Here is a 19459-nt window from a genome sequence, read left to right on the forward strand (position 1 = left end):
CGGGCGTCAAGGGAAGTCGCGGCTGGTGGCCGGACGGGAGAGGCCCGGCGCCCATCGCGCCATGCGGCAGAGCCCCGCCGTGCACCTGCGGTGCCCTAGGCTGGCTCCATGACCAGGACCGGAGGGCAGCAACCGTGAACTTCGCCGGCAGCCTTGGCCCCCGTCCCCGCAACCTCGAAGTCCAGGACCTGGCCAGCTTCGACCGGTTGGTTGCCGGCGGCGCCGTCAACCTGCATGGCTGGCACGCCCAGTCGCTGGACCTCCGGGGGCGGGCCGCGGACCTAAAGAGGGTGGATGTTGAGGGGGCCATGTTCCTTGGCTGCCTCTTCGACGACGGCATGGAGGCCAACCTCCGCAGCCGTGGCGCGCTGATCTTTCCCCGGCTCGAAGGCGTCCCGTTCGACCCCTACCGTGCCACCCTGTATTCCCCGGCCGAGCTCTACGACGGGCTGGCTTCCTCTCCCTACGAGGAACTTCCCGATGCCCGCATCTATCACTGGAGCATCCAGTCCGGCCAGCGCCATCGCGTGGACGCGACCCTGGCCTCTGCCCTGCACGACCACGCCATCGGCGATGCGCTCGACGAGCTCACCCGCTCCGCGCCCTGGAACCGCCGGTCCATCGTCGGCGTGATGGGCGGCCATGCGGCGCCCCGTGGCAGTTCGGGGTTCGCCCAGGCGGCGCGGCTGGGCAGGCTGCTTGCCCGCGACGGCCATGTGGTGGCCACCGGCGGCGGACCCGGCGCCATGGAGGCGGCGAACCTGGGTGCGTACCTGAGCGGGGCGTCCGACGACGACCTGCAGCGGGAGCTCACCGCGCTCGCCGCCGTCCCCGGGTTCCGGCCCTCGGTCTCGGCCTGGGCACGCGCGGCCGCCGCCGTCGTCGACCGCCACCCGGGCGGGACTCCGTCCCTGGGGATCCCCACTTGGTTCTACGGGCATGAGCCGCCCAACTACTTCGCCACGCACATCGCAAAATACTTCGCCAACGCCATCCGCGAAGCCATCCTCCTGCAACTGTGCCACGGCGGCATCGTGTTCCTCCCCGGAGCCGCGGGCACGGTCCAGGAGATCTTCCAGGACGCCTGCGAAAACTACTACGGTGCCCGGGAAAAGGTGGCTCCCATGGTGCTGGTGGGGCGCCGGCACTGGGAACAGGAATACCCGGCCTGGCCCATGCTGGCAAGCTTGGCCGCCGGGCGCACCATGGCCGACTACATCTTCCTCGTGGACACAGTGGACGAAGCAGTGGAGGTCCTCCGGCGCCGCTGAACGGCGCCCGAAGACCTCCACGGAGTGTGGGCAGGTGGCGGCTAGCCCACCGCCGTGCCGAACAGCAGGCCCAGCAGGTAGGTGATGACGGCGGCGCCCAGGCCGATGGCCAGCTGGCGCAGGCCGCGGGTCAGCGGGGACGTGCCGGACAGCAGGCCAACAGCGGCGCCTGTGGCCAGGAGGGAGATGCCCACCAGGGACCCCGCCACCACGAGGGCGGCAACGCCGGTGAGGCCGAACAGGAACGGCAGGATGGGGATGATGGCGCCGGATGCGAAGAAGCAGAAGCTGGAGAGCGCGGCACCCCATGCGGTGCCTACTGCCTCATGCTGGTCCTCTTCCTCCGGCAGCTCCGGCTGCAGCGACAGGCTCGGGTCGCAGTCGCAGGACAGCAGGCCCGTGCGCTCGGCCACCCGGTGTTCGGCTGCCTCCCGGGACATCCCACGGGCCAGGTACACCAGCAGGAGTTCGTTGTGTTCGAGGTCAAGCTTGGGCGCAGCCGCCAGGGTGACCTGGGTGGGGCGCGTGGCTGCCAGCAGTTCCCGCTGGGAACGGACGGAAATGAACTCGCCGGCCCCCATGGACATGGCGCCGGCCAGGAGCCCGGCGATGCCGCTGAGCAGCACCACGCTGCTGGCCACTCCGGACGCCGCCATGCCCATCACCAGGGAGAGGTTGCTGACCAGGCCGTCGTTGGCACCGAAGACGGCGGCGCGGAACGTGCCGGCCAACCGGTTGCGGCCGCGGGTTGCCAGTCCCCGGACCACCTCCTCATGGATCTGTTCGTCGGCCGCCATGGCCTCGGTGGCATTGGGGTCCTTGGCGTAGGGGGAGCGGCCCTCCGCCCGCTGGGCCAGGGCCAGCACGAAGACGGAGCCGAAGTGCCGGGCCAGGAACCCCAGGAACCGGCTTCGGGCGGATGCCCGTTTCGGCTTGCCCGCGTGCTCGCCCAGCAGGGCCAGCCAGTGCGCCTCGTGCCGGCCTTCGGCTTCAGCCAGGGCCAGCAGGATGGACCGCTCTTCCCCTTCGCGGTTCTGCGCCAGGTCGCGGTAGACGGCGGCTTCGGCGCGCTCGTCGGCGAGGTACTGGCGCCACCGTTTGATGTTCGACGGCGATGGCTGGCTCCGGGGGGTCGTGGCGGCCTCCGGGACGGCATGGGATTCGGACTGGGCGTGCTGCGACACTGGTACTCCTGGGTTTGGAAAGGGCATGGTTGCGGCGCCTTTGCCCTGCCAGCGTACTGCGATTTTCCGCGGTTTTTTGGCTGGCAAACCTCGCTGGGGAGTTTCGGTTTACCGTAAAAAACACCCCGTACTTCCTGGATTCCGCGGCCTTTGATGGTGCCGCCGCGGCCCTTGACCCCCAGCCCCGCCGGTGCTGTGATGAAGGGGTGGCGTGGCCTTCGCCCGTCCCGAAAGAGCACGCCAGGCGAAACACGGAGGTTGGATCATGGGCACCACCGGACAGCACCCCGACATGCCGCACCTGGATGCCGTAGAAGCGGACCCCGCCTACGATTACGCCGAGGATGCCCCGGTGGACGATGCCGGCTGGGACGCGGAGGATGAATTCCTGGACCAGGAAGAGCCCGTGGTCAAGGCCCCTCCGGTCGTCATCGACGCCGAGGACCGCGAGGTCCCGCTGGATGATGACGAGCTCCGCGGCGAAGGGGAGTAGGACCAACGACGACGGCGCCTCCTTCCGCTTTGAAGCGAAAGGAGGCGCCGTCGTCGTGCGTTGAAGCCTGTGTCCGGTCAGTGGCCGGCGAGGATTTCCTCGGAAGCTTCCTCCGGCTCCTGCCCGGCCACGCGGCGCTGCCAGGCCTGCATGACCAGGGGGTCGGTGGGGCGGGTGAGCAGCGAGGCGGCGACGTAGACAATGGCCGAGGCGATCAGGCCGTAGTAGATGGGCTCGTTCGCGTAGATGCCGTCCAGTGGCGCCTTGGCATTGACCTCCAGGATGATCATGGTGCCCAGGGTCACCACGGAGCCGACTGCCATGGATGCCGCTGCTGCCAGTCCGGTGCCGCGCTTCCAGACGAGGCCGCCCAGGATGGCTACCAGGAGGCCGCCCACCAGGATGTCGTAGGCAATGGTCAGGGCCGCAACTACGTCCTTGGTGATGATGGCGATGACAATGGCCACAATGCCCAGCGCGAGGACCCACACCCGGTTGGCCTTGACGTCGTGCTCCGGGTTCTCGGAATCGCCGGTGGAAACCTCCTTGCCGAACCAGCCGGCGACGAACGGCAGGACATCCGCCCTTGCCACGGTGGCGGCGGCGATCAGTGCGCCGGACGCGGTGGACATCATGGCAGCTACGGCGGCGGCCAGGACCAGGCCGCCGATGCCGACGGGCAGGAGGTTTTGGGCCACTTCGGCGTAGACGTCGTCCTTGGCCGCGATCTTGACGTTGGACAACGCCACGTTGGCGGCCATGCCGATCAGCGCACCGGCCACACCGTACAGGATGCAGTAGACGCCGGCCGTGGCTCCGCCCCAGCGGGCCACCTTGGGCGTCTTGGCGGTGAAGACCCGCTGCCAGATGTCCTGGCCGATCAGCAGGCCCAGCGTGTAGACGACGAAGTAGGTGATGATCGTCTGGACGCCGATCCCGTCAATCTGGAAGAAGCTGGCATCAACGCGGCTGCGGATGCCGTCAAGGCCGCCGGCGGCGTTAAGGGTGAAGGGGAGCATCAGGAAGAAGATGCCCACGGTCTTGATCACGAACTGGACCTGGTCCGCCAGGGTGATGGACCACATGCCGCCAATGGTGGAGTACACCAGCACAATGGCTCCGCCGATCGCGATGGCGAGGGCCCGGTCAAGCCCGAACAGGACCACGAAGATGGTGGCGTACGCACCGGTGGAGGTGGCGCAGAGCATCAGGGTGTAGGCGAGCATGACGATGCCCGAGGCCTCCGTTGCCCGGCTCCCGTACCGGAGGGTGAGCATCTGGGACACGGTGTAGATTTTCAGCTTTTGGATGGTGCCGGCGAAGAGCAGGCTCAGCAGCAGGACCCCGGCGCCAATGGCCACCACGAGCCACATCCCGGAGATGCCGAACTTGTAGCCAAGTCCCACGCCGCCCACGGTTGACGCACCGCCCAGGACCACCGCGGCCATGGTGCCGGTGTACAGGAAGGGGCCCAGCCGGCGGCCGGCAACCAGGAAGTCACTGTTGTTCTTGGTGCGGGACTTGCCCCACCAGCCGAAGGCCAGCATTGCGAGCAGATACACCACCACGATGGCGATGTTGATGGCACTTGCATCCATGTGAAGGGCTCCTTGGAGCTGTTGGGCGCCGGGTATGGGACCGGGGGCGAGGGCCCGCGGAACCGCCGCGGACGAACGGAGGGGATTCCAGTATTGGGGATTCCAGTATTGCCTTATAGGCAACAGGAGTTTTCGAAGCCTAGGATGTGACGGCCGCAACAGTCAAGAACAATCGCGCCGCGCGGCCCGGGTGTGGCATGCGCGCGTCACAAAAGCGCCGCGGATTAGTATGGCTCGAGAGTGGAGCCGGGCTGCCGGCCATGAAAGGTTCGTAGATGAAGGCACTGCCAGTTGAGCCCAGCAACGTCCCGGTCGCCATCGGTTCCAGGATCCGGGCCGCCCGGCAGTCCCAGCGGCTCACCATCGAGCAAGTTGCGGACGCCACCGGGCTGACCAAGGGGTTCCTCAGCCGGGTGGAGCGCGACCTGACCTCACCGTCCGTGGCTTCACTGGTGACACTTTGCCAGGTGCTTTCGATTTCGATTGGCGACCTCTTCGCTGCGCCGGAAACCCACCTCACCAAGCGCAATGACGGCCCGCGCATCTCGCTCGGCGGCCAGGGCATCGTAGAGCGGCTGCTGACCGCCCGTTCGGAACGCCGGGTCCAGATCATCCAGGCCGTCATTGAGCCGCACGGCCGCGGCGAGTCCGAACTCTACGCCGTGGACTGCGACGTGGACGTGCTGCATGTGATCAAGGGGTCCATCAAGCTGATCCTCACCAACGAGGAATACGACCTCAGTACCGGCGATACGGTGACGTTCCCGGGGCGGGAGCCGCACACGTGGATCAATCCCTCGGATAAGCCGGTCGAGGTGCTCTGGGTCCTGGTGCCCGCCGCCAGCCGCTGACTGCTCCTCAGGGTCCCGGGGTCGGTTTGGTAAACACCTGATGCTCCAAAGGAAACAGGAGTGTATGATGGCAGTCACACAATCCCCTCAACTCCTCGAAGGAGAGGCCTCCATTGGAAGAACTGCGCATCGAAGCCAACGGCAACCTTGGCCCCATCGATTCATCCCGGATTCCGCGCTACGCAGGTGCCGCCACCTATGCCCGGCTGCCCCGCCTGGACCAGGTGGCCAAGGCTGACGTCACGGTGGTGGGTGTCCCCTTCGATTCCGGAGTTTCCTACCGGCCCGGCGCCCGCTTCGGCGCCAACCACGTCCGCGAGGCCAGCAGGTTGCTGCGCCCCTACAACCCGGCCTGGGACGTCAGCCCGTTCGAGAACATCCAGGTGGCCGACGCCGGGGATATGGCGGTCAACCCGTTCAACATCAACGAGGCCATCGAGACCATCCAGCAGAACGCACTGGACCTGACCGCGGCCGGCAGCAAGCTGCTGACCCTGGGCGGGGACCACACCATCGCGTTGCCATTGCTTCGGGCGGCTGCCGAGCGTGCCGGCGGCCCCATCGCCATGCTGCACTTCGACGCCCACCTGGACACCTGGGACACCTACTTCGGCGCCGAATACACCCACGGCACCCCGTTCCGCCGCGCCGTTGAGGAGGGCATCCTGGATACCGAGGCGATCAGCCACATCGGCACCCGCGGCCCGCTTTACGGCAAGAAGGACCTCGACGACGACCACCGCTTCGGGTTCGGCATCGTCACCTCCGCCGACGTCTACTACGAGGGCGTCCTGGAGACGGTGGCCAAGGTCCGCGACCGGATCGGCAGCCGCCCGCTCTACATCTCCGTGGACATTGACGTCCTGGACCCCGCGCATGCGCCTGGAACCGGCACGCCGGAAGCCGGCGGCATCACCAGCCGCGAACTCCTGGAAATCATCCGCGGCTTCCGCGGCATGAACCTGGTGGGCGCCGACGTCGTCGAAGTGTCCCCGGCCTACGACCACGCCGAGATTACCGGCGTCGCGGCCAGCCACGTCGCGTACGAGCTGGTGACCCTGATGGCGGACAACGCCGTTCCCGGGGACCGCTTCGGTGCGGCAAACGGCTACGAGGCCCAGGCGCTGGGCCGGGAGGCCCACCGGCCCGCCGGTTTCGCTGCCGCCGCCAAGGAGTAGATCCATGACCGAACCTGTACACCCCACTCCTGCCGGCGCCCCCGGGGGAGGCGCGCGCAATGGCGGGGATCTCGTCGTCGAAACGCTTGAAGCCCTGGGCGCCAAGACGGTGTTCGGCATCCCCGGCCAGCACGCCTTGGGACTCTTTGATGCGATGGGCCGCGGCAACCTGCAGTTCGTCTCCTCGCGGGTGGAGAACAACTCGGCCTTCGCCGCCGACGGCTACTCCCGAGCCACGGGAGAGGTCGGCGTTCTCTTCCTCTCCACCGGCCCCGGCGCGCTGACGTCCCTGGCCGGGCTGCAGGAGGCCTATGCCACCGGCGTGCCGATGGTGGTGGTGGCAAGCCAAATTCCGCTCGAAGGCCTCGGTGCCCGCCGGAAGGGCATGCTGCACCAGCTCGATGACCAGAAGGCCTCGGCCGCCAACGTCACCAAGAGCCAGCGGCTGATCCAGCACGCGTCCGGCATCCCCTCGGCCATCCAGGACGCCTGGACCGAGGCGATCTCCTCGCCGCAGGGCCCGGTGTGGCTCGAAATCCCGCAGAACGTCCTGCTGGATCCCATCATGGTGCCGCCGGTGGAGGATGCGCTCGCCGAGGCCGCGGACAACCCGCCGCGCGTTGAACTGGTCCGCGAGGCCGTGTCCTGGCTTTCGGAGGCGAAGCGCCCGGCGATCATTGCCGGCGGCGGCACCCGGCGCGGCCGCGCGGAAAAGTCCCTGCTGTCCCTAGCCGAGAAGCTCCGCGCCCCGGTGATCTGCACGCCCGGCGGCAGCGGCGCGTTCCCCTGGAACCATGAACTCTCACTCCAGTCCTGGATCGAGGACCAGTTCATGACGGAGCTGCTCGAGGACGCCGACGTGCTGGTGGTCATCGGCTCCTCACTCGGCGAGGTCACGTCCAACTACTTCACGTTCGAGCCGCGCGGCCGGATCATCCAGATCGACGCCGAACCCCGGGTCCTGGAGTCGAACCGGCCGGGCCTGGGCATCCGTGCCGACGCCGGCCAGGCGCTGGCGGCGCTCGACGGCGCCCTGACGGAGCCGCACGGGGAACAGGCGGACTGGCACGGCACCTCGCCCGAGGACCTGGTCAGGGACACGCTCGCCAAGGTCAAGGCCCGGCTCGAGTCCCAGGACCTCGGCAAGGAACTGAAGTTCATGGCGGACATCCGTGAGGCAGTGCCGGCGGACATGCAGACGTTCTGGGACATGACCATCAGCGCCTATTGGGGCTGGTCCTGTTGGGACGCCCGCCAGGGCCAGTTCCACTCGGCCCAGGGCGCCGGCGGGCTCGGTTTCGGCTTCCCGGCGGCGATCGGCGGTGCGGTGGGACTGGAAACCACCGGCAAGGGCGCCAACGCCGCCCGGGTGCTGGCAGTGTCCGGGGACGGTTCGGCGATGTATTCCATTGCCGAGCTGGCCACTGCCAAGCAGCACAACGTGCCGGTCACCTGGCTGATCGTGGACGACGGCGGCTACGGCATCCTGCGCGAGTACATGGTGGGTGCCTTCGGCAAGGCCACGGCCACCGAACTGGCCCGCCCCGACTTCGTAAAGCTGGCGGAGTCCTTCGGCGTGCCGGCAACCCGGGTGGCCCCGGAGGATGTGGGGAACGCACTCAAGGCAGCGTTCGCCGCAGACGGCCCCAACGTCGTCGTGGTTGAAACGCTCCTGAAGATGTTCGCGCCCACCCATCTGGACCGCTGAACCCAAGGCTTCCGCGCATACGCTCCCTTACGCGCCGGCAACGGCTGCGTGGGGGAGCGTTGCCATTTAAGAGACGTCCACGACAATAACTTCGTTTCCCTAAGCAACCTTTTACTGGTACAGTTGCTTGCAGCAACTAATTCTTTAGGGAGGATCATGTCTGTCGCACCGGCCACCGCAGCCGACCTCGTCAGCCATATCTATGACCTCCAGCGCGCGCTGCGCTGCGTCACCATGGTCAACGTCAAAGGTCAAGATACGGGCATCGCACTCCAAGGCGTGCTCAAGTTCATTGGCGAAGGGGAAACCCGTGCCGCGCACCTCGCCGAACGGCTGGGGGTCAGCGCTCCGGTCCTCAGCCGGCACGTCGCGGAACTGGCGGACGCCGGCCTGGTGCTTCGCACTCCGGACCCCGACGACGGGAGGGCCCAGCTGCTGGCCCTCTCACCCAAGGGAAAGGAAAAGCTCGCAGAGCTGGTGCGCCACCGGGCAGAAACCCTGCAGGGCTACCTCGCCGACTGGAACGAGGACGACGCCGTTGCAACCGCCGCGATGCTGAACAAGCTCACCGCATCCCTGAAGAATTCCATCCGGGCAAGGGCGGCCGGAACCACCAACGAACACGCAGGAGTCAACTAATGGCCAACGTCACCGCCGCCGCGGACCAGGAGCAGGAGCGCCAGCGCCAGCGCTCCGCTAAACAGGAATCGCGGCAATCCAAGCGCCACGAACCCGGCGCACCCATGAACCACCGGCAGATCATGGAAGCCCTGACCGGCCTCCTTGCCGCCTTCTTCACCGCCATCCTCAGCAGCACCATCGTGGCGAACGCGCTGCCCACCATCATGTCCGAGCTCAAGGGCACCCAGACCGACTTCGCCTGGGTCATCACGGCCGCCCTGCTGGCCAACGCTGCCACCACCCCCATCTGGGGCAAGCTCGCCGACCTCTTCGACAAAAAGGTCCTGGTCCAGCTGAGCATCGTGATCTTCGTTGCCGGCTCGGTCATGGCAGGTTTCTCCGAAAACATTCCGTTCCTGCTCACCGCCCGCGTGATCCAAGGCATCGCCATGGGCGGGCTGACCGCCCTGGCGCAGGCCATCATCGGCTCCATCATCCCGCCGCGCGAGCGCGGCAAGTACTCCGGCTACATGGGCGCCGTCATGGCTGTCGGCACGGCCGGTGGCCCGCTGCTCGGCGGCTTCATCGTGGACAGCCCGCTGGGCTGGCGCTGGACCTTCTTTGTCTGCGTGCCGCTCGCCGTCGTCGCCCTGATTTTGCTCCAGATCACGCTCAAGGTTCCGCACGTTAAGCGCCCCGCCAAGATCGACTGGCTCGGCGCCATCCTGCTCACGTCCGGCGTCAGCCTGCTGCTGGTCTGGGTTTCCTTCGCCGGCAACCCCGACTACTACGACTGGTGGTCCTGGCAGACCGCGGTAATGGTGGGCGGCGGTGTCCTCCTGCTGGCACTGCTGGTCCTGGTGGAATCCAAGGTGTCCCAGCCGATCATCCCGCTCAAGATCATCTCCGAGCGCACCACCGCCCTGGCCATCGTTGCGTCCGTGGCCGTTGGCGTGGCCATGTTCGGTTCCTCCACCTTCCTGGGCCAGTACTACCAGGTGGCCCGCGGCGCCACGCCCACCGAGGCCGGCCTGCTGACCCTGCCCATGATCGCCGGCAACCTGGTCGGTTCCGTCGTGTCCGGCCAGCTGATCAGCCGCTACGGCAAGTGGAAGCGCTTCCTGATCGGCGGCACCATCATGTTGATCGGCGGCCTGGCCCTGGCCGGGACCATGGACCACACCACCGAACTCTGGCTGACCGGCCTCTACACCGGCATCTTCGGCCTCGGACTGGGCATGCTGATGCAGAACCTCGTCCTCGCCGTGCAGAACACCGTCCAGGCCAAGGACATCGGTTCCGCCAGTGCCTCCGTCGCGTTCTTCCGCTCGGTGGGCGGCGCCATCGGCGTGTCCGTCCTGGGCGCCGTCATGGCCAACCACGTCAAGGACCTGGCCACCGACGGGCTCGCAAAAATCGGCGTCCAAGCCGGCGGCAGCAGCGGTGCCACGCTGGACCTCAAGGACCTGCCCGCGCCGATTGCGGACATCATGCGCGCGGCCTACGGCGACGCCACGGCAGGCATCTTCATGATCACTGCCATTGTCAGCGTGGTGGCCCTCATCGCCGTCATCTTCATCAAGGAAAAGCCGCTGCGAAGGACCGTGGACATGACCCCGGAGGCGACCTTGCAGGCCAATGCCGCCGGTGAAGCGGGAATGACCGCCATGACCGGCCAGCTGCCGGTGGTTGCTGCCGCCGGGAACGGGCCCGTCCCCGGCGGACTGGGAACCGCGGCACGGACTTCGACGCATGCCGGTGCCGCAGTTGCCCCTGCCAAGACGTACGACGGCGGTGCTGCCGCCGCGGCGACAGCGTCCGGAAGGGTTGCCACGGAGGACTTCGAGGAAGTCTTCGCCAGGAGTTTCCGCTCCGACGGGCTGGACCTGCGGTCCGCCGACAGCGTCGACAAGGCCGCGGACGCCGTGGCCAGCGCCGCTGACACGCTCCGGAAACTGCAGGACACCCAACAGCTCCTGGCCCGCCAGCAGGTGGAACTGGGCGGCCTGGTCCTGGATGTCCAGGAGCAGCTGCGTTCGCAGCGGGAGGTTGCAGCCAAGCAGGCGACCACGGCCGCTGAGCTCAGCAGGGTCCAGCGCAAGCTCCTGAAGGAGCGCAAGCTGCAGGCTGCGGCCGCGCTGTACCTGGCAGGCCACGGCAAGCACAGTGCCGCCGCCCCCTCGCAGTCTGGCGCCGACCGGCCGGAGTCCGTGCAGGGAAGCTAGCCCGCCGCCGGCGGACCAGCCACGGCCCCCTTCCCGCCGACCTAGTGCCGCGGACCCAATGCCGCAGCCCGCGCCCGGAGCACCCTCCGGGCGCGGGCTGCGCATTTCCATCTGGTCATGGACCACTTTGGGGCAGAAAAAGCATTGATGCCCGGCGTCAATGTCTGTGGGGATCGCTAGAGTGAAACCATGCTCCTGACCCTCATTCGGCGCTACTCCAAACCGTACGCGCCGTACATCCTTGCTGTCGTCGTTTTCCAGCTTGCATCCACCATCGCCGCGCTCTACCTTCCCAGCCTGAACGCGCAGATCATCGATGAAGGGGTGGCGCGCGGGGACACCGATTTCATTTGGCGTACCGGTGCCATGATGCTCCTGGTGGCCTTCGCCCAGGTGGGTGCGGCCATTGCCGGCGTGTATTTCGGCTCCCGCACGGCCATGGCGGTGGGCCGGGACCTGCGGCGCGCGGTGTTCCGTAAGGTCACGAGCTTCTCTGCCAAGGACGTCAACGGGTTCGGAGCCCCCACCTTGATCACCCGAGGCACCAACGATGTCCAGCAGGTGCAGATGCTCCTGCTGATGGGGTTGAACTTCATGGTTGCCACCCCCATCATGTGCGTCGGCGGCATCATCATGGCGCTGCGCGAGGACCTCAACCTGTCGTGGCTCGTCTGGGTATCGGTTCCGCTGCTGGCAGTCGTGGTGGGGTACCTGGTGGTCCGGCTCATGCCGTTGTTCCGCACCATGCAGCGGAAGATCGACCGGATCAACGCCGTGCTGCGGGAGCAGATCATTGGCATCCGGGTGGTCCGGGCCTTCGTGCGTGAACCGTTCGAAACCGAACGTTTCGGCGGTGCCAACAGGGAACTTACGGACGTCTCGCTCCGGATTGGGGCACTGTTTGTCCTGATGTTCCCGGCCATCAGCATGATCCTGCACCTGTCCACCGCCGCGGTGCTCTGGTTCGGCGGCCAGCGGGTGGACGCCGGGGCCATGCAGGTGGGATCGCTGACGGCGTTCCTGCAGTACCTGCTCCAGATCCTGATGGCCGTCATGATGGGCACCTTCATGGCAATGATGATCCCGCGCGCCTCCGTCTGCGCCGACCGCATCGGCGAGGTGCTCGGCGTGGAACCCTCCATCCACGATCCCCAGGACCCGCAGGCCCCGGCCTCGCTGGCCGGCGTGGTGGAGTACCGCAACGTCACCTTCGCCTACCCGGGAGCTGAGTCTCCGGTGCTCAGCAACATCAGCTTCACGGCCCGGCCCGGACAGACCATTGCCATCATCGGGTCCACGGGTGCGGGCAAGACGTCACTCCTGTCCCTCCTCCCCAGGCTGTACGACCCCGTGGAGGGCCAGGTACTGCTGGACGGCGTTCCGGTGGACCGCATGGACCGTGCCGAGATCACCAAACGGGTGGCCCTGGTGCCGCAGCGTCCCTACCTGTTTTCAGGGACCATCGAGCACAACCTCCGCTTCGGCAAGACCGAAGCCACGGACCAGGAACTGTGGGAGGCGCTCCGGGTAGCCCAGGGCGAGTCCTTCGTCCGGGAGAAGAAGAACGGGTTGGAATCACGGATCGCACAAGGTGGAACCAACGTATCCGGCGGCCAGCGGCAGCGCCTCTGCATTGCCCGTGCGCTGGTGACGAAGCCCCGGGTCTACCTCTTCGACGACTCCTTCTCGGCCCTGGACGTGGCCACGGACGCCCGGCTCCGGGCCGCCCTCAAAGGCACAACCTCGGACGCCACCGTCATCATCGTGGCCCAGCGGATCTCCACCATTACCGACGCCGACCAGATCCTGGTGCTGGACAACGGCAGGATCGTGGACCGCGGCACCCATGAGGAACTGCTGGAAACGTCGCCTACATACCAGGAAATCGTCGAATCCCAGCTGAGCGTGGAGGAAATGGCATGAGCGCCCGCAAGAAGGACTCCAGCCCCATGGAAGAAACCCCGCTGCCCGCCCAGCCGGCGGCAGGCGCCGGAGAGGTCCCGCCCGGGCAGCCCGGCGACGAGGACTTCGTCGAGGAGGAGTTCACGCCCACCGAAGCGGACGGCGGCATGTTCGGTGCCATGCCCGCCAAGAAGGCCGAACACTTCTGGCCATCGGCCAAACGCCTCATGGGCCTGCTGAGGCCCGAAGCCGTTGGCATCTACGCCGTGGTGGGCCTGGTGGTGGTTTCCGTGGTCCTCAATGTCATTGCCCCCAAGATCCTCGGCCAGGCCATGGACGTCATCTTCGCCGGGGTCGTCGGCAAGCAGCTGCCCGCCGGGGCGAGCAAGGAGCAGTTCGTCGCCGGCCTTCGCCAGCAGGGCCAGGACAACTTCGCGGACATGGTGTCGCGGATGGAACTGGTACCCGGGACCGGCATCAACTTCGACAAGCTCACCACGCTGATCGCCGTGGTCCTGCTGATGTACTTCGTTGCAAACATCTTTATGTGGCTGCAGGGGTACGTGCTTAACCGCATTGTCATGAAGGTCATCCGGCGGCTGCGCGACGACACCGAGAGCAAGCTCAACCGCCTTCCGCTGAACTACTTCGACACCCGGCAGCGCGGCGACGTGCTGTCCCGGGTGACCAACGACGTCGACAACATCCAGCAGGCACTCCAACAGGCCTTTGCCCAGTTGGTCAACTCCGTGCTGACCGTGGTGGGCATCGTGATCATGATGTTCATCGTGTCCTGGCAGCTCGCCCTGATCGCCCTGATCGCCCTCCCGCTCTCCGGCGTGGCCGCGGGCATGATCGGGGTTCGAAGCCAGAAGCTCTTTGCGGCCCAGTGGAAGAACACCGGAACCCTTAACGGCCAAATCGAGGAGTCGTTCTCCGGGCACGACCTCGTCCGCGTGTTCGGCCGGGATGCGGACATGCTGGAGCGGTTCGAGGAACGCAACGAAGCACTCTACAAGGCAAGTTTCGGAGCGCAGTTCGTTTCCGGGATCATCTTCCCCGTCATGCAGTTCGTGTCCTACCTCAGCTACGTGGGCATCGCCGTGGTGGGCGGCCTGCGGGTGGCCTCCGGCGCCATGTCCCTGGGCGATGCGACGGCGTTCATCCAGTACTCCCGCGAGTTCACCCAGCCGCTGGGGCAGATGGCCGGCATGGCCAACATGCTGCAGTCGGGCGTGGCGTCCTCCGAGCGCGTCTTTGAATTCCTGGACGCCGACGAAGAGGAAGCGGAAACCGCTACCGAGCACCTGCCCGCCAAGACCGACGGCCATGTGGACTTCAAGAACGTCACCTTCAGCTACACCCCTGACAAGCCGCTCATCGAGGACCTGTCCTTTACGGCCGAGCCTGGAAACACCGTCGCGATCGTCGGGCCCACCGGGGCAGGCAAGACCACCTTGGTGAACCTGGTCATGCGGTTCTACGAGCTCAACTCCGGCTCCATCATGCTCGACGGCGTGGACGTGACCCACCTCAGCCGGGCGGAGCTGCGCTCCAAGGTGGGCATGGTGCTCCAGGACGCCTGGTTGTTCGGCGGGTCCATTTACGACAACATCCGGTACGGCAACCTCGAAGCCTCCGAGGAACAGGTCATGGCAGCGGCGAAGGCGACCTTCGTGGACCGCTTCGTCCGCGCGCTCCCCGAGGGCTACGACACCGTGATTGATGAAGAAGGAAACAACGTCAGCGCCGGCGAGAAGCAGCTGATCACCATCGCCCGCGCCTTCGTGGCCAACCCCTCGCTGCTGATCCTGGATGAAGCCACCAGCTCCGTGGACACCCGCACGGAACTGCTGGTGCAGAAGGCCATGGCGGCACTGCGCAGCGATCGAACCAGTTTCGTGATCGCGCACCGCCTCTCCACCATCCGTGACGCGGACACCATCCTGGTCATGGAGAACGGACGAATCGTCGAACAAGGCAACCACCAGGTGCTGCTCGCGGCCGGGGGCGCCTACCACCGCCTGTACATGTCCCAGTTTGCCGGCGCGGATGCGGGCGAGATGCCGGTGGATGATTCGACGGCGGTGCACAGCTGAGCGCGCACGGGGGCGGCCGGATCGAAGTCCTGGTGCCCATGCGGTGGGGCGACATGGACGCCTATGGCCACATCAACAACGTCCAGATCGTACGCATGCTGGAGGAGGCGAGGATCGCAGCCTTCGGGCCGCCCCGGGGCGCCGGCCTGCCGGGCATCGAGCCGCACGTGTCCCTCTTCAATGACCTTCCGCCCGGAACCTTGGCCCTGGTGGTTGACCATAAGATCCGGTACGTACGGACACTCGAGTACCGCAACGTCCCGGCCGTGGTCCAGGTATGGATCGGCGCCGTCAAGGGGGCCAGTTTCGACATCCACTACGTCCTCCAGGACCCCGTCAGCAGGGAGGACTGTGTGAAGGCCAGCAGCCACCTGGCGTTCGTGGACGAAGCCACGGGCAGGGTACTGAGGCTCACCCAGGAACAAAAGGACCGGATGGCCCCGTACAGGCACTAAGCCCCTGTACAAGTCCGGCCGGACCTACTGGACTGGACCTACGACGGACAGCGAAAGGAAACCCTGATGGCCAGGACTAAGAACCGTGCCGCGCGGAAGAAGAAGACATGGAAGGAGATGTCCCCTTCCGGCAAGGCGGGCACCATCCTGACGGCGATTGTGCAGGTGTCCCTGCTCATTGCCGCCCAGCGGGACATCTCCCGCCGGCCTGCGGAGCTCATCAACGGGCCGAAGGCTGCCTGGCGGGCGGCTTCGTTCGTCAACTTCATCGGACCCATGGGGTACTTCGTCTTTGGCCGGAAGCGGTCTGCCGGCGGCGCCTAAACCGGCAGGCGGGGACGGCAGGCCGCGGCGGCAGCGAACCGGCGTGGAGCCGCCGCCCAGCTTGACCCTGTAAATTTGAGGGCATGACCCCCACCGCCATTGCTGCCATGACCCGCGCCCTCGGCATCTCCAGGGAGATCGAAGACGCAGCGTGGTTTGTCCTGGGCCCGGGCCTGCAGGGAAAGGCGTCGCCGCTGGACGGGCGAACCCGGACGTGGTCGGTCGCGGCGGCTTCAGAGCTTCTGGACCGCCTGGAGCGGGGTATTCCGGACGCCAAGGCGCCGATGATGACCAACCTCCGCGAGAACCTGGGCGGCGCCACCCGTGGAGCCAAGCAACTGGCGGTGGAGCTGCTCTTCCTGCAGTCCCTGCCGCTGGCCCACGAAGTGAAATCCCTCAAGGTCAAGCGCGCCCGCGTCGCCGAGGCCGGCGGCTGGCTGGAGCCGCCGCTTGAGCTTCCCGAAGAGCTTTACGCGGGCATGACGGACCACGGCGTGATCCGCGACCGGACGGCTGAATTCAACTGGACCATCTGGGACCACCTCAAGTGGCTTTGCCGGTTCGTCCGGAACGTCGCACAGCGGCCGGCCGCCGTGGTGCAGGCCGCCATCAAGGATCCCCTGCTGTTCCACCGCCTTGCGGCCTCCACGCCGGATGACCAGCCTGCCATCCGCCGCAGCATCGAATTCCTGGCGTGGCCCAGCTACTTCGAGCCCGTGGTGGCGGATGTGGAGCGGCAGGAAATCCGTGACGCGTTCGCCTCGCTCGTGGGCGGGGCCAACGGCGACAGCGAAGAGGACATCACCGCGGACATCCACCGAATCCGCCTGCACCTGGACGAGCAGGCGGGCCAGCGCATCGACTGGTACTCCCGGCAACTGGTCAGCCAGTGGCGCAAAGTCGGGGACCCCGGACGGCGGGCCTGGCTGCTCCGGACCCACGGCGACCACCCCGAGCTCCTCACAGCCTGGCACGCGGAGGAGAAAGTGACCCTGGACGTCGAACATCTCCGCCCCCTGGAGCCGGGGGTCAGTGCAGGCGTGGTCCAACACGCCGTGGACGAGGACTACAAGCACCTTGGCTACGTGGAGCGTGAGGACACCAAAACCGCTGCCCTGGCGTTCCTCACCGTCATGAAGCCCGGGGACCTGGTGCTCTACCAGCACGCCGGTACGGTGCGGCTGGGTGGCGTGCTGGGGGAGCCGGAGTACAACGACGACAACCGCCGGCTGCGGCGCAAGGTGCGCTGGTTCGACGTCGGCCACGCCACCACCAGCCTGCCCCGCCACGTCCAGCGCCAGCTCAGCACGCCCGGCATCGTCGTGGACGCCACCAGGGTGGTGCAGGCGCTGCAGGCGCTCCTGCCCGCAGAAGCGGAGACCGAGCCAGACGCCGAAACCGAAGGCGCCGCCGTCGTACCCCCCGTCCATGAGGGCTTCCGCGCACTGACGCCCGAGTTCGCCGCGTCCCTGCACATGGAGCTGGAACCGCTCCAGGAGATCGCCGAGCTGCTCGAGGAAAACCGCCAGGTGGTCCTCTACGGTCCGCCCGGCACCGGCAAGACCTACCTGGCCAAGCACCTCGCGGCGGAGCTGGCGGATGACACCACGGACGAACGCGTCAAACTGGTCCAGTTCCACCCGTCCTACGCCTACGAGGATTTCTTCGAGGGATACCGGCCGGACAAGACCGACGACGGACAGGTCTCCTTCAAACTGGTGGCCGGCCCCCTGCGCCGGCTGGCGGAAGAAGCCGCGAAACCCGGGAACGAGAAGAAGCCGTACTTCCTCATCATTGACGAGATGAACCGCGCCAACCTGGCCAAGGTGTTCGGCGAGCTGTACTTCCTGCTGGAATACCGCGATGACCGGATCTACCTGCAGTACAGCCCCAACGAACCCTTCACGCTGCCGGACAACCTCTACATCATCGGCACCATGAACACCGCGGACCGGTCCATCGCCATGATGGACGCCGCCATCCGGCGCCGTTTCTCCTTCATTGAGCTGCACCCGCAGACGGAGCCGGTGAAGGGGTCCCTGCTCCGGTTCCTGGCGGCCCGGCAGCTGGACACCACCCCGGCTCTGTTGCTGGATGCGCTCAACGGTGCCATCGACGAATGGGACCGGGACCTGATGATCGGGCCGTCCTACTTCATGAAACCGGCAGCCCAGACCCCGGCCGGGCTGCGCCGGATCTGGAAATACGAGCTCATGCCGCTGCTGGAGGAGCACTACCATGGCCAGCTGACCAGGGCCCAGCTGGAGGAACGTTTCGGGCTGGACCAGCTGCTGGGACGCCTTGCAGCGCGCTGACCCCCGGGCGTCCGTCCGGCACCTGGTCCTGGACGAGCTGTCCGGCGGCATGGTGGAACGGCTGGACGCACCAAGCGCCTCCTTCCTGAACGCCAGCGGCCTGGCCAGGGCCTCGCCTATGGGCATGGGGTTGTACCGGATCGAGCCGGTGGGCAAGGTGGGCTCCGTGCGGACCCCAACGGTGCAGCTCGACGTCCGGCCCAAGGACCGGCTGGGTCTGGGCAGGCTCCTGTTCCTGCTCAGCTACGCGGGGGAACAGGGCTTTCGCCCGGACGCCGTGGCCGCCGACGAAGAACGCGACCTGTGGAGTGCGCTGGCGGAATCCCTGGCCCAATTGGCCGAACGCGCCTTGGGCCGCGGCGTCCTGCAGGGCTACCTCACGGTGGACGAATCCTTGCGGACCGTCAAGGGGCGGATCCGGATTTCGGACCAGATCTCACGCCGGCCGGGAATGCTGGTTCCCTTGGAGGTCTCCTACGACGAGTTCACCGAGGACATCGCGGAAAACCGGATCCTGCGGGCGGCCCTGGAACGAATGGGGCAGGTGCCCGGCGTGCGGCCGGAGGTGCTGGGCCGGCTGCGGCAGCTGAAGGGAAAGCTCGACGCCGTCACCCGCCTTCCGTCCGGGGCGCCGGTTCCGCCGTGGAAGCCAACCAAGATGAACCTGCGCTACCACGCCGTCCTGCGCCTGGCCGAGCTGATCCTGCGCAACGCCTCCGCGGAATCAGGCGAGGGCAAGCAGCAGACGGCCTCATTCGTGGTGGACATGGCGCAGGTGTTCGAGGATTTTGTGGGCACCGCGTTGCGCAGCGCGATGGCCGCCTACCCGGGGGAGCTGCGGCTTCGCTACAACGCCCTGCTCAGCGAGGCCGTGCGCGATTCCGACCGTTTGTCCGTCCGTCCGGACGCCGTGCACCTGCTGGGTGGGCGCCCGGTGGTGGCCTACAACGCCAAATACCGGGCAGCCTCCGACGCCGGTGCTTCCCTGACCGCTGACCACTACCAGATGCTGGCGCACTGCACCGCCCTTGCGGTGCCTACCGCCTGGCTCGTCTACGCCGGGAAGGGCGAAATGAAACTCCGCCGGATCCTGAACACGGACATCGACATTGTGGAGTTCCCGCTGGACCTCAGCCAGCCGCCGTCGGACATCCTGGACTCCATCCGGGACCTTGCCCGGCAGTCCTGGGGCGAAGTCGCCCGCGTTTCGGCAAGCTCAACCACCGGTGGTTGAG

At 67.0% G+C, this 19459-nt stretch carries 15 protein-coding genes; 13 read left to right on the forward strand and 2 right to left on the reverse strand.

Features of this window, described 5'->3' with window-relative positions:
• Window positions 1-134 precede the first annotated feature (134 nt).
• Window positions 135-1271 carry an LOG family protein gene (locus AC4EEV_RS15600; protein WP_109863827.1) on the forward strand — a complete coding sequence of 379 codons (1137 nt, stop codon included), beginning with the start codon at window positions 135-137 and terminating at the stop codon, window positions 1269-1271.
• A gap of 41 nt (window positions 1272-1312) precedes the next feature.
• On the opposite strand, the gene AC4EEV_RS15605 is transcribed toward AC4EEV_RS15600, so the two are convergent.
• On the reverse strand, window positions 1313-2455 hold the full coding sequence (locus AC4EEV_RS15605) for a VIT1/CCC1 transporter family protein (RefSeq protein WP_133832495.1): 1143 nt from the start codon (window positions 2453-2455) through the stop codon (window positions 1313-1315).
• Between the two features lie 265 nt (window positions 2456-2720).
• Between AC4EEV_RS15605 and AC4EEV_RS15610 the strand changes: the two genes are divergently transcribed.
• Window positions 2721-2948, forward strand: coding sequence for a hypothetical protein (locus tag AC4EEV_RS15610; protein ID WP_018762204.1), 228 nt, complete (start codon window positions 2721-2723; stop codon window positions 2946-2948).
• Between the two features lie 77 nt (window positions 2949-3025).
• On the opposite strand, the gene AC4EEV_RS15615 is transcribed toward AC4EEV_RS15610, so the two are convergent.
• On the reverse strand, window positions 3026-4546 hold the full coding sequence (locus AC4EEV_RS15615; protein ID WP_018762205.1) for a sodium:solute symporter family protein: 1521 nt from the start codon (window positions 4544-4546) through the stop codon (window positions 3026-3028).
• Between the two features lie 275 nt (window positions 4547-4821).
• On the opposite strand from AC4EEV_RS15615, the gene AC4EEV_RS15620 reads away from it, so the two are divergent.
• The 11 genes from AC4EEV_RS15620 (at window position 4822) to AC4EEV_RS15670 (ending at window position 19458) form a co-directional block, all read left to right on the forward strand.
• A complete protein-coding gene (locus AC4EEV_RS15620; RefSeq protein WP_018762206.1) occupies window positions 4822-5397 on the forward strand; it encodes a helix-turn-helix domain-containing protein in 576 nt (191 codons plus the stop codon).
• Between the two features lie 113 nt (window positions 5398-5510).
• Window positions 5511-6575: an agmatinase gene (gene speB / locus AC4EEV_RS15625; RefSeq protein WP_491329381.1), complete on the forward strand. Its 1065-nt coding sequence runs from the start codon at window positions 5511-5513 to the stop codon at window positions 6573-6575.
• A gap of 4 nt (window positions 6576-6579) precedes the next feature.
• Entirely contained in the window at window positions 6580-8283 is a 1704-nt protein-coding gene (locus AC4EEV_RS15630; protein WP_491329382.1) for a thiamine pyrophosphate-binding protein, read from the forward strand.
• A gap of 156 nt (window positions 8284-8439) precedes the next feature.
• Window positions 8440-8922 (forward strand): MarR family winged helix-turn-helix transcriptional regulator, encoded by a 483-nt coding sequence (locus AC4EEV_RS15635; RefSeq protein WP_018762209.1) that lies wholly within the window; start codon window positions 8440-8442, stop codon window positions 8920-8922.
• A complete protein-coding gene (locus AC4EEV_RS15640) occupies window positions 8922-11129 on the forward strand; it encodes an MDR family MFS transporter (RefSeq protein WP_491329383.1) in 2208 nt (735 codons plus the stop codon). The genes AC4EEV_RS15635 and AC4EEV_RS15640 overlap by 1 nt, the downstream gene beginning before the upstream one ends.
• 189 nt (window positions 11130-11318) lie before the next feature.
• Window positions 11319-13052, forward strand: a complete 1734-nt coding sequence (locus tag AC4EEV_RS15645) for an ABC transporter ATP-binding protein (protein ID WP_018762211.1) — start codon at window positions 11319-11321, stop codon at window positions 13050-13052.
• Window positions 13049-15130, forward strand: coding sequence for an ABC transporter ATP-binding protein (locus AC4EEV_RS15650; protein WP_133832490.1), 2082 nt, complete (start codon window positions 13049-13051; stop codon window positions 15128-15130). Before AC4EEV_RS15645 ends, AC4EEV_RS15650 begins: the two co-directional genes overlap by 4 nt.
• Before the next feature lie 38 nt (window positions 15131-15168).
• Window positions 15169-15585, forward strand: coding sequence for an acyl-CoA thioesterase (locus AC4EEV_RS15655; RefSeq protein ID WP_018762213.1), 417 nt, complete (start codon window positions 15169-15171; stop codon window positions 15583-15585).
• A gap of 66 nt (window positions 15586-15651) precedes the next feature.
• A complete protein-coding gene (locus tag AC4EEV_RS15660) occupies window positions 15652-15909 on the forward strand; it encodes a PLDc N-terminal domain-containing protein (protein WP_018762214.1) in 258 nt (85 codons plus the stop codon).
• Window positions 15910-15992: 83 nt separating this feature from the next.
• Complete coding sequence (locus AC4EEV_RS15665; protein ID WP_491329384.1) at window positions 15993-18224, forward strand: McrB family protein; 2232 nt, start codon at window positions 15993-15995, stop codon at window positions 18222-18224.
• On the forward strand, window positions 18211-19458 hold the full coding sequence (locus AC4EEV_RS15670) for a 5-methylcytosine restriction system specificity protein McrC (RefSeq protein WP_491329385.1): 1248 nt from the start codon (window positions 18211-18213) through the stop codon (window positions 19456-19458). The genes AC4EEV_RS15665 and AC4EEV_RS15670 overlap by 14 nt, the downstream gene beginning before the upstream one ends.
• Window position 19459: the final 1 nt, after the last annotated feature.

The sequence above is a fragment of the Pseudarthrobacter sp. MOO14 genome (genome assembly GCF_058267675.1).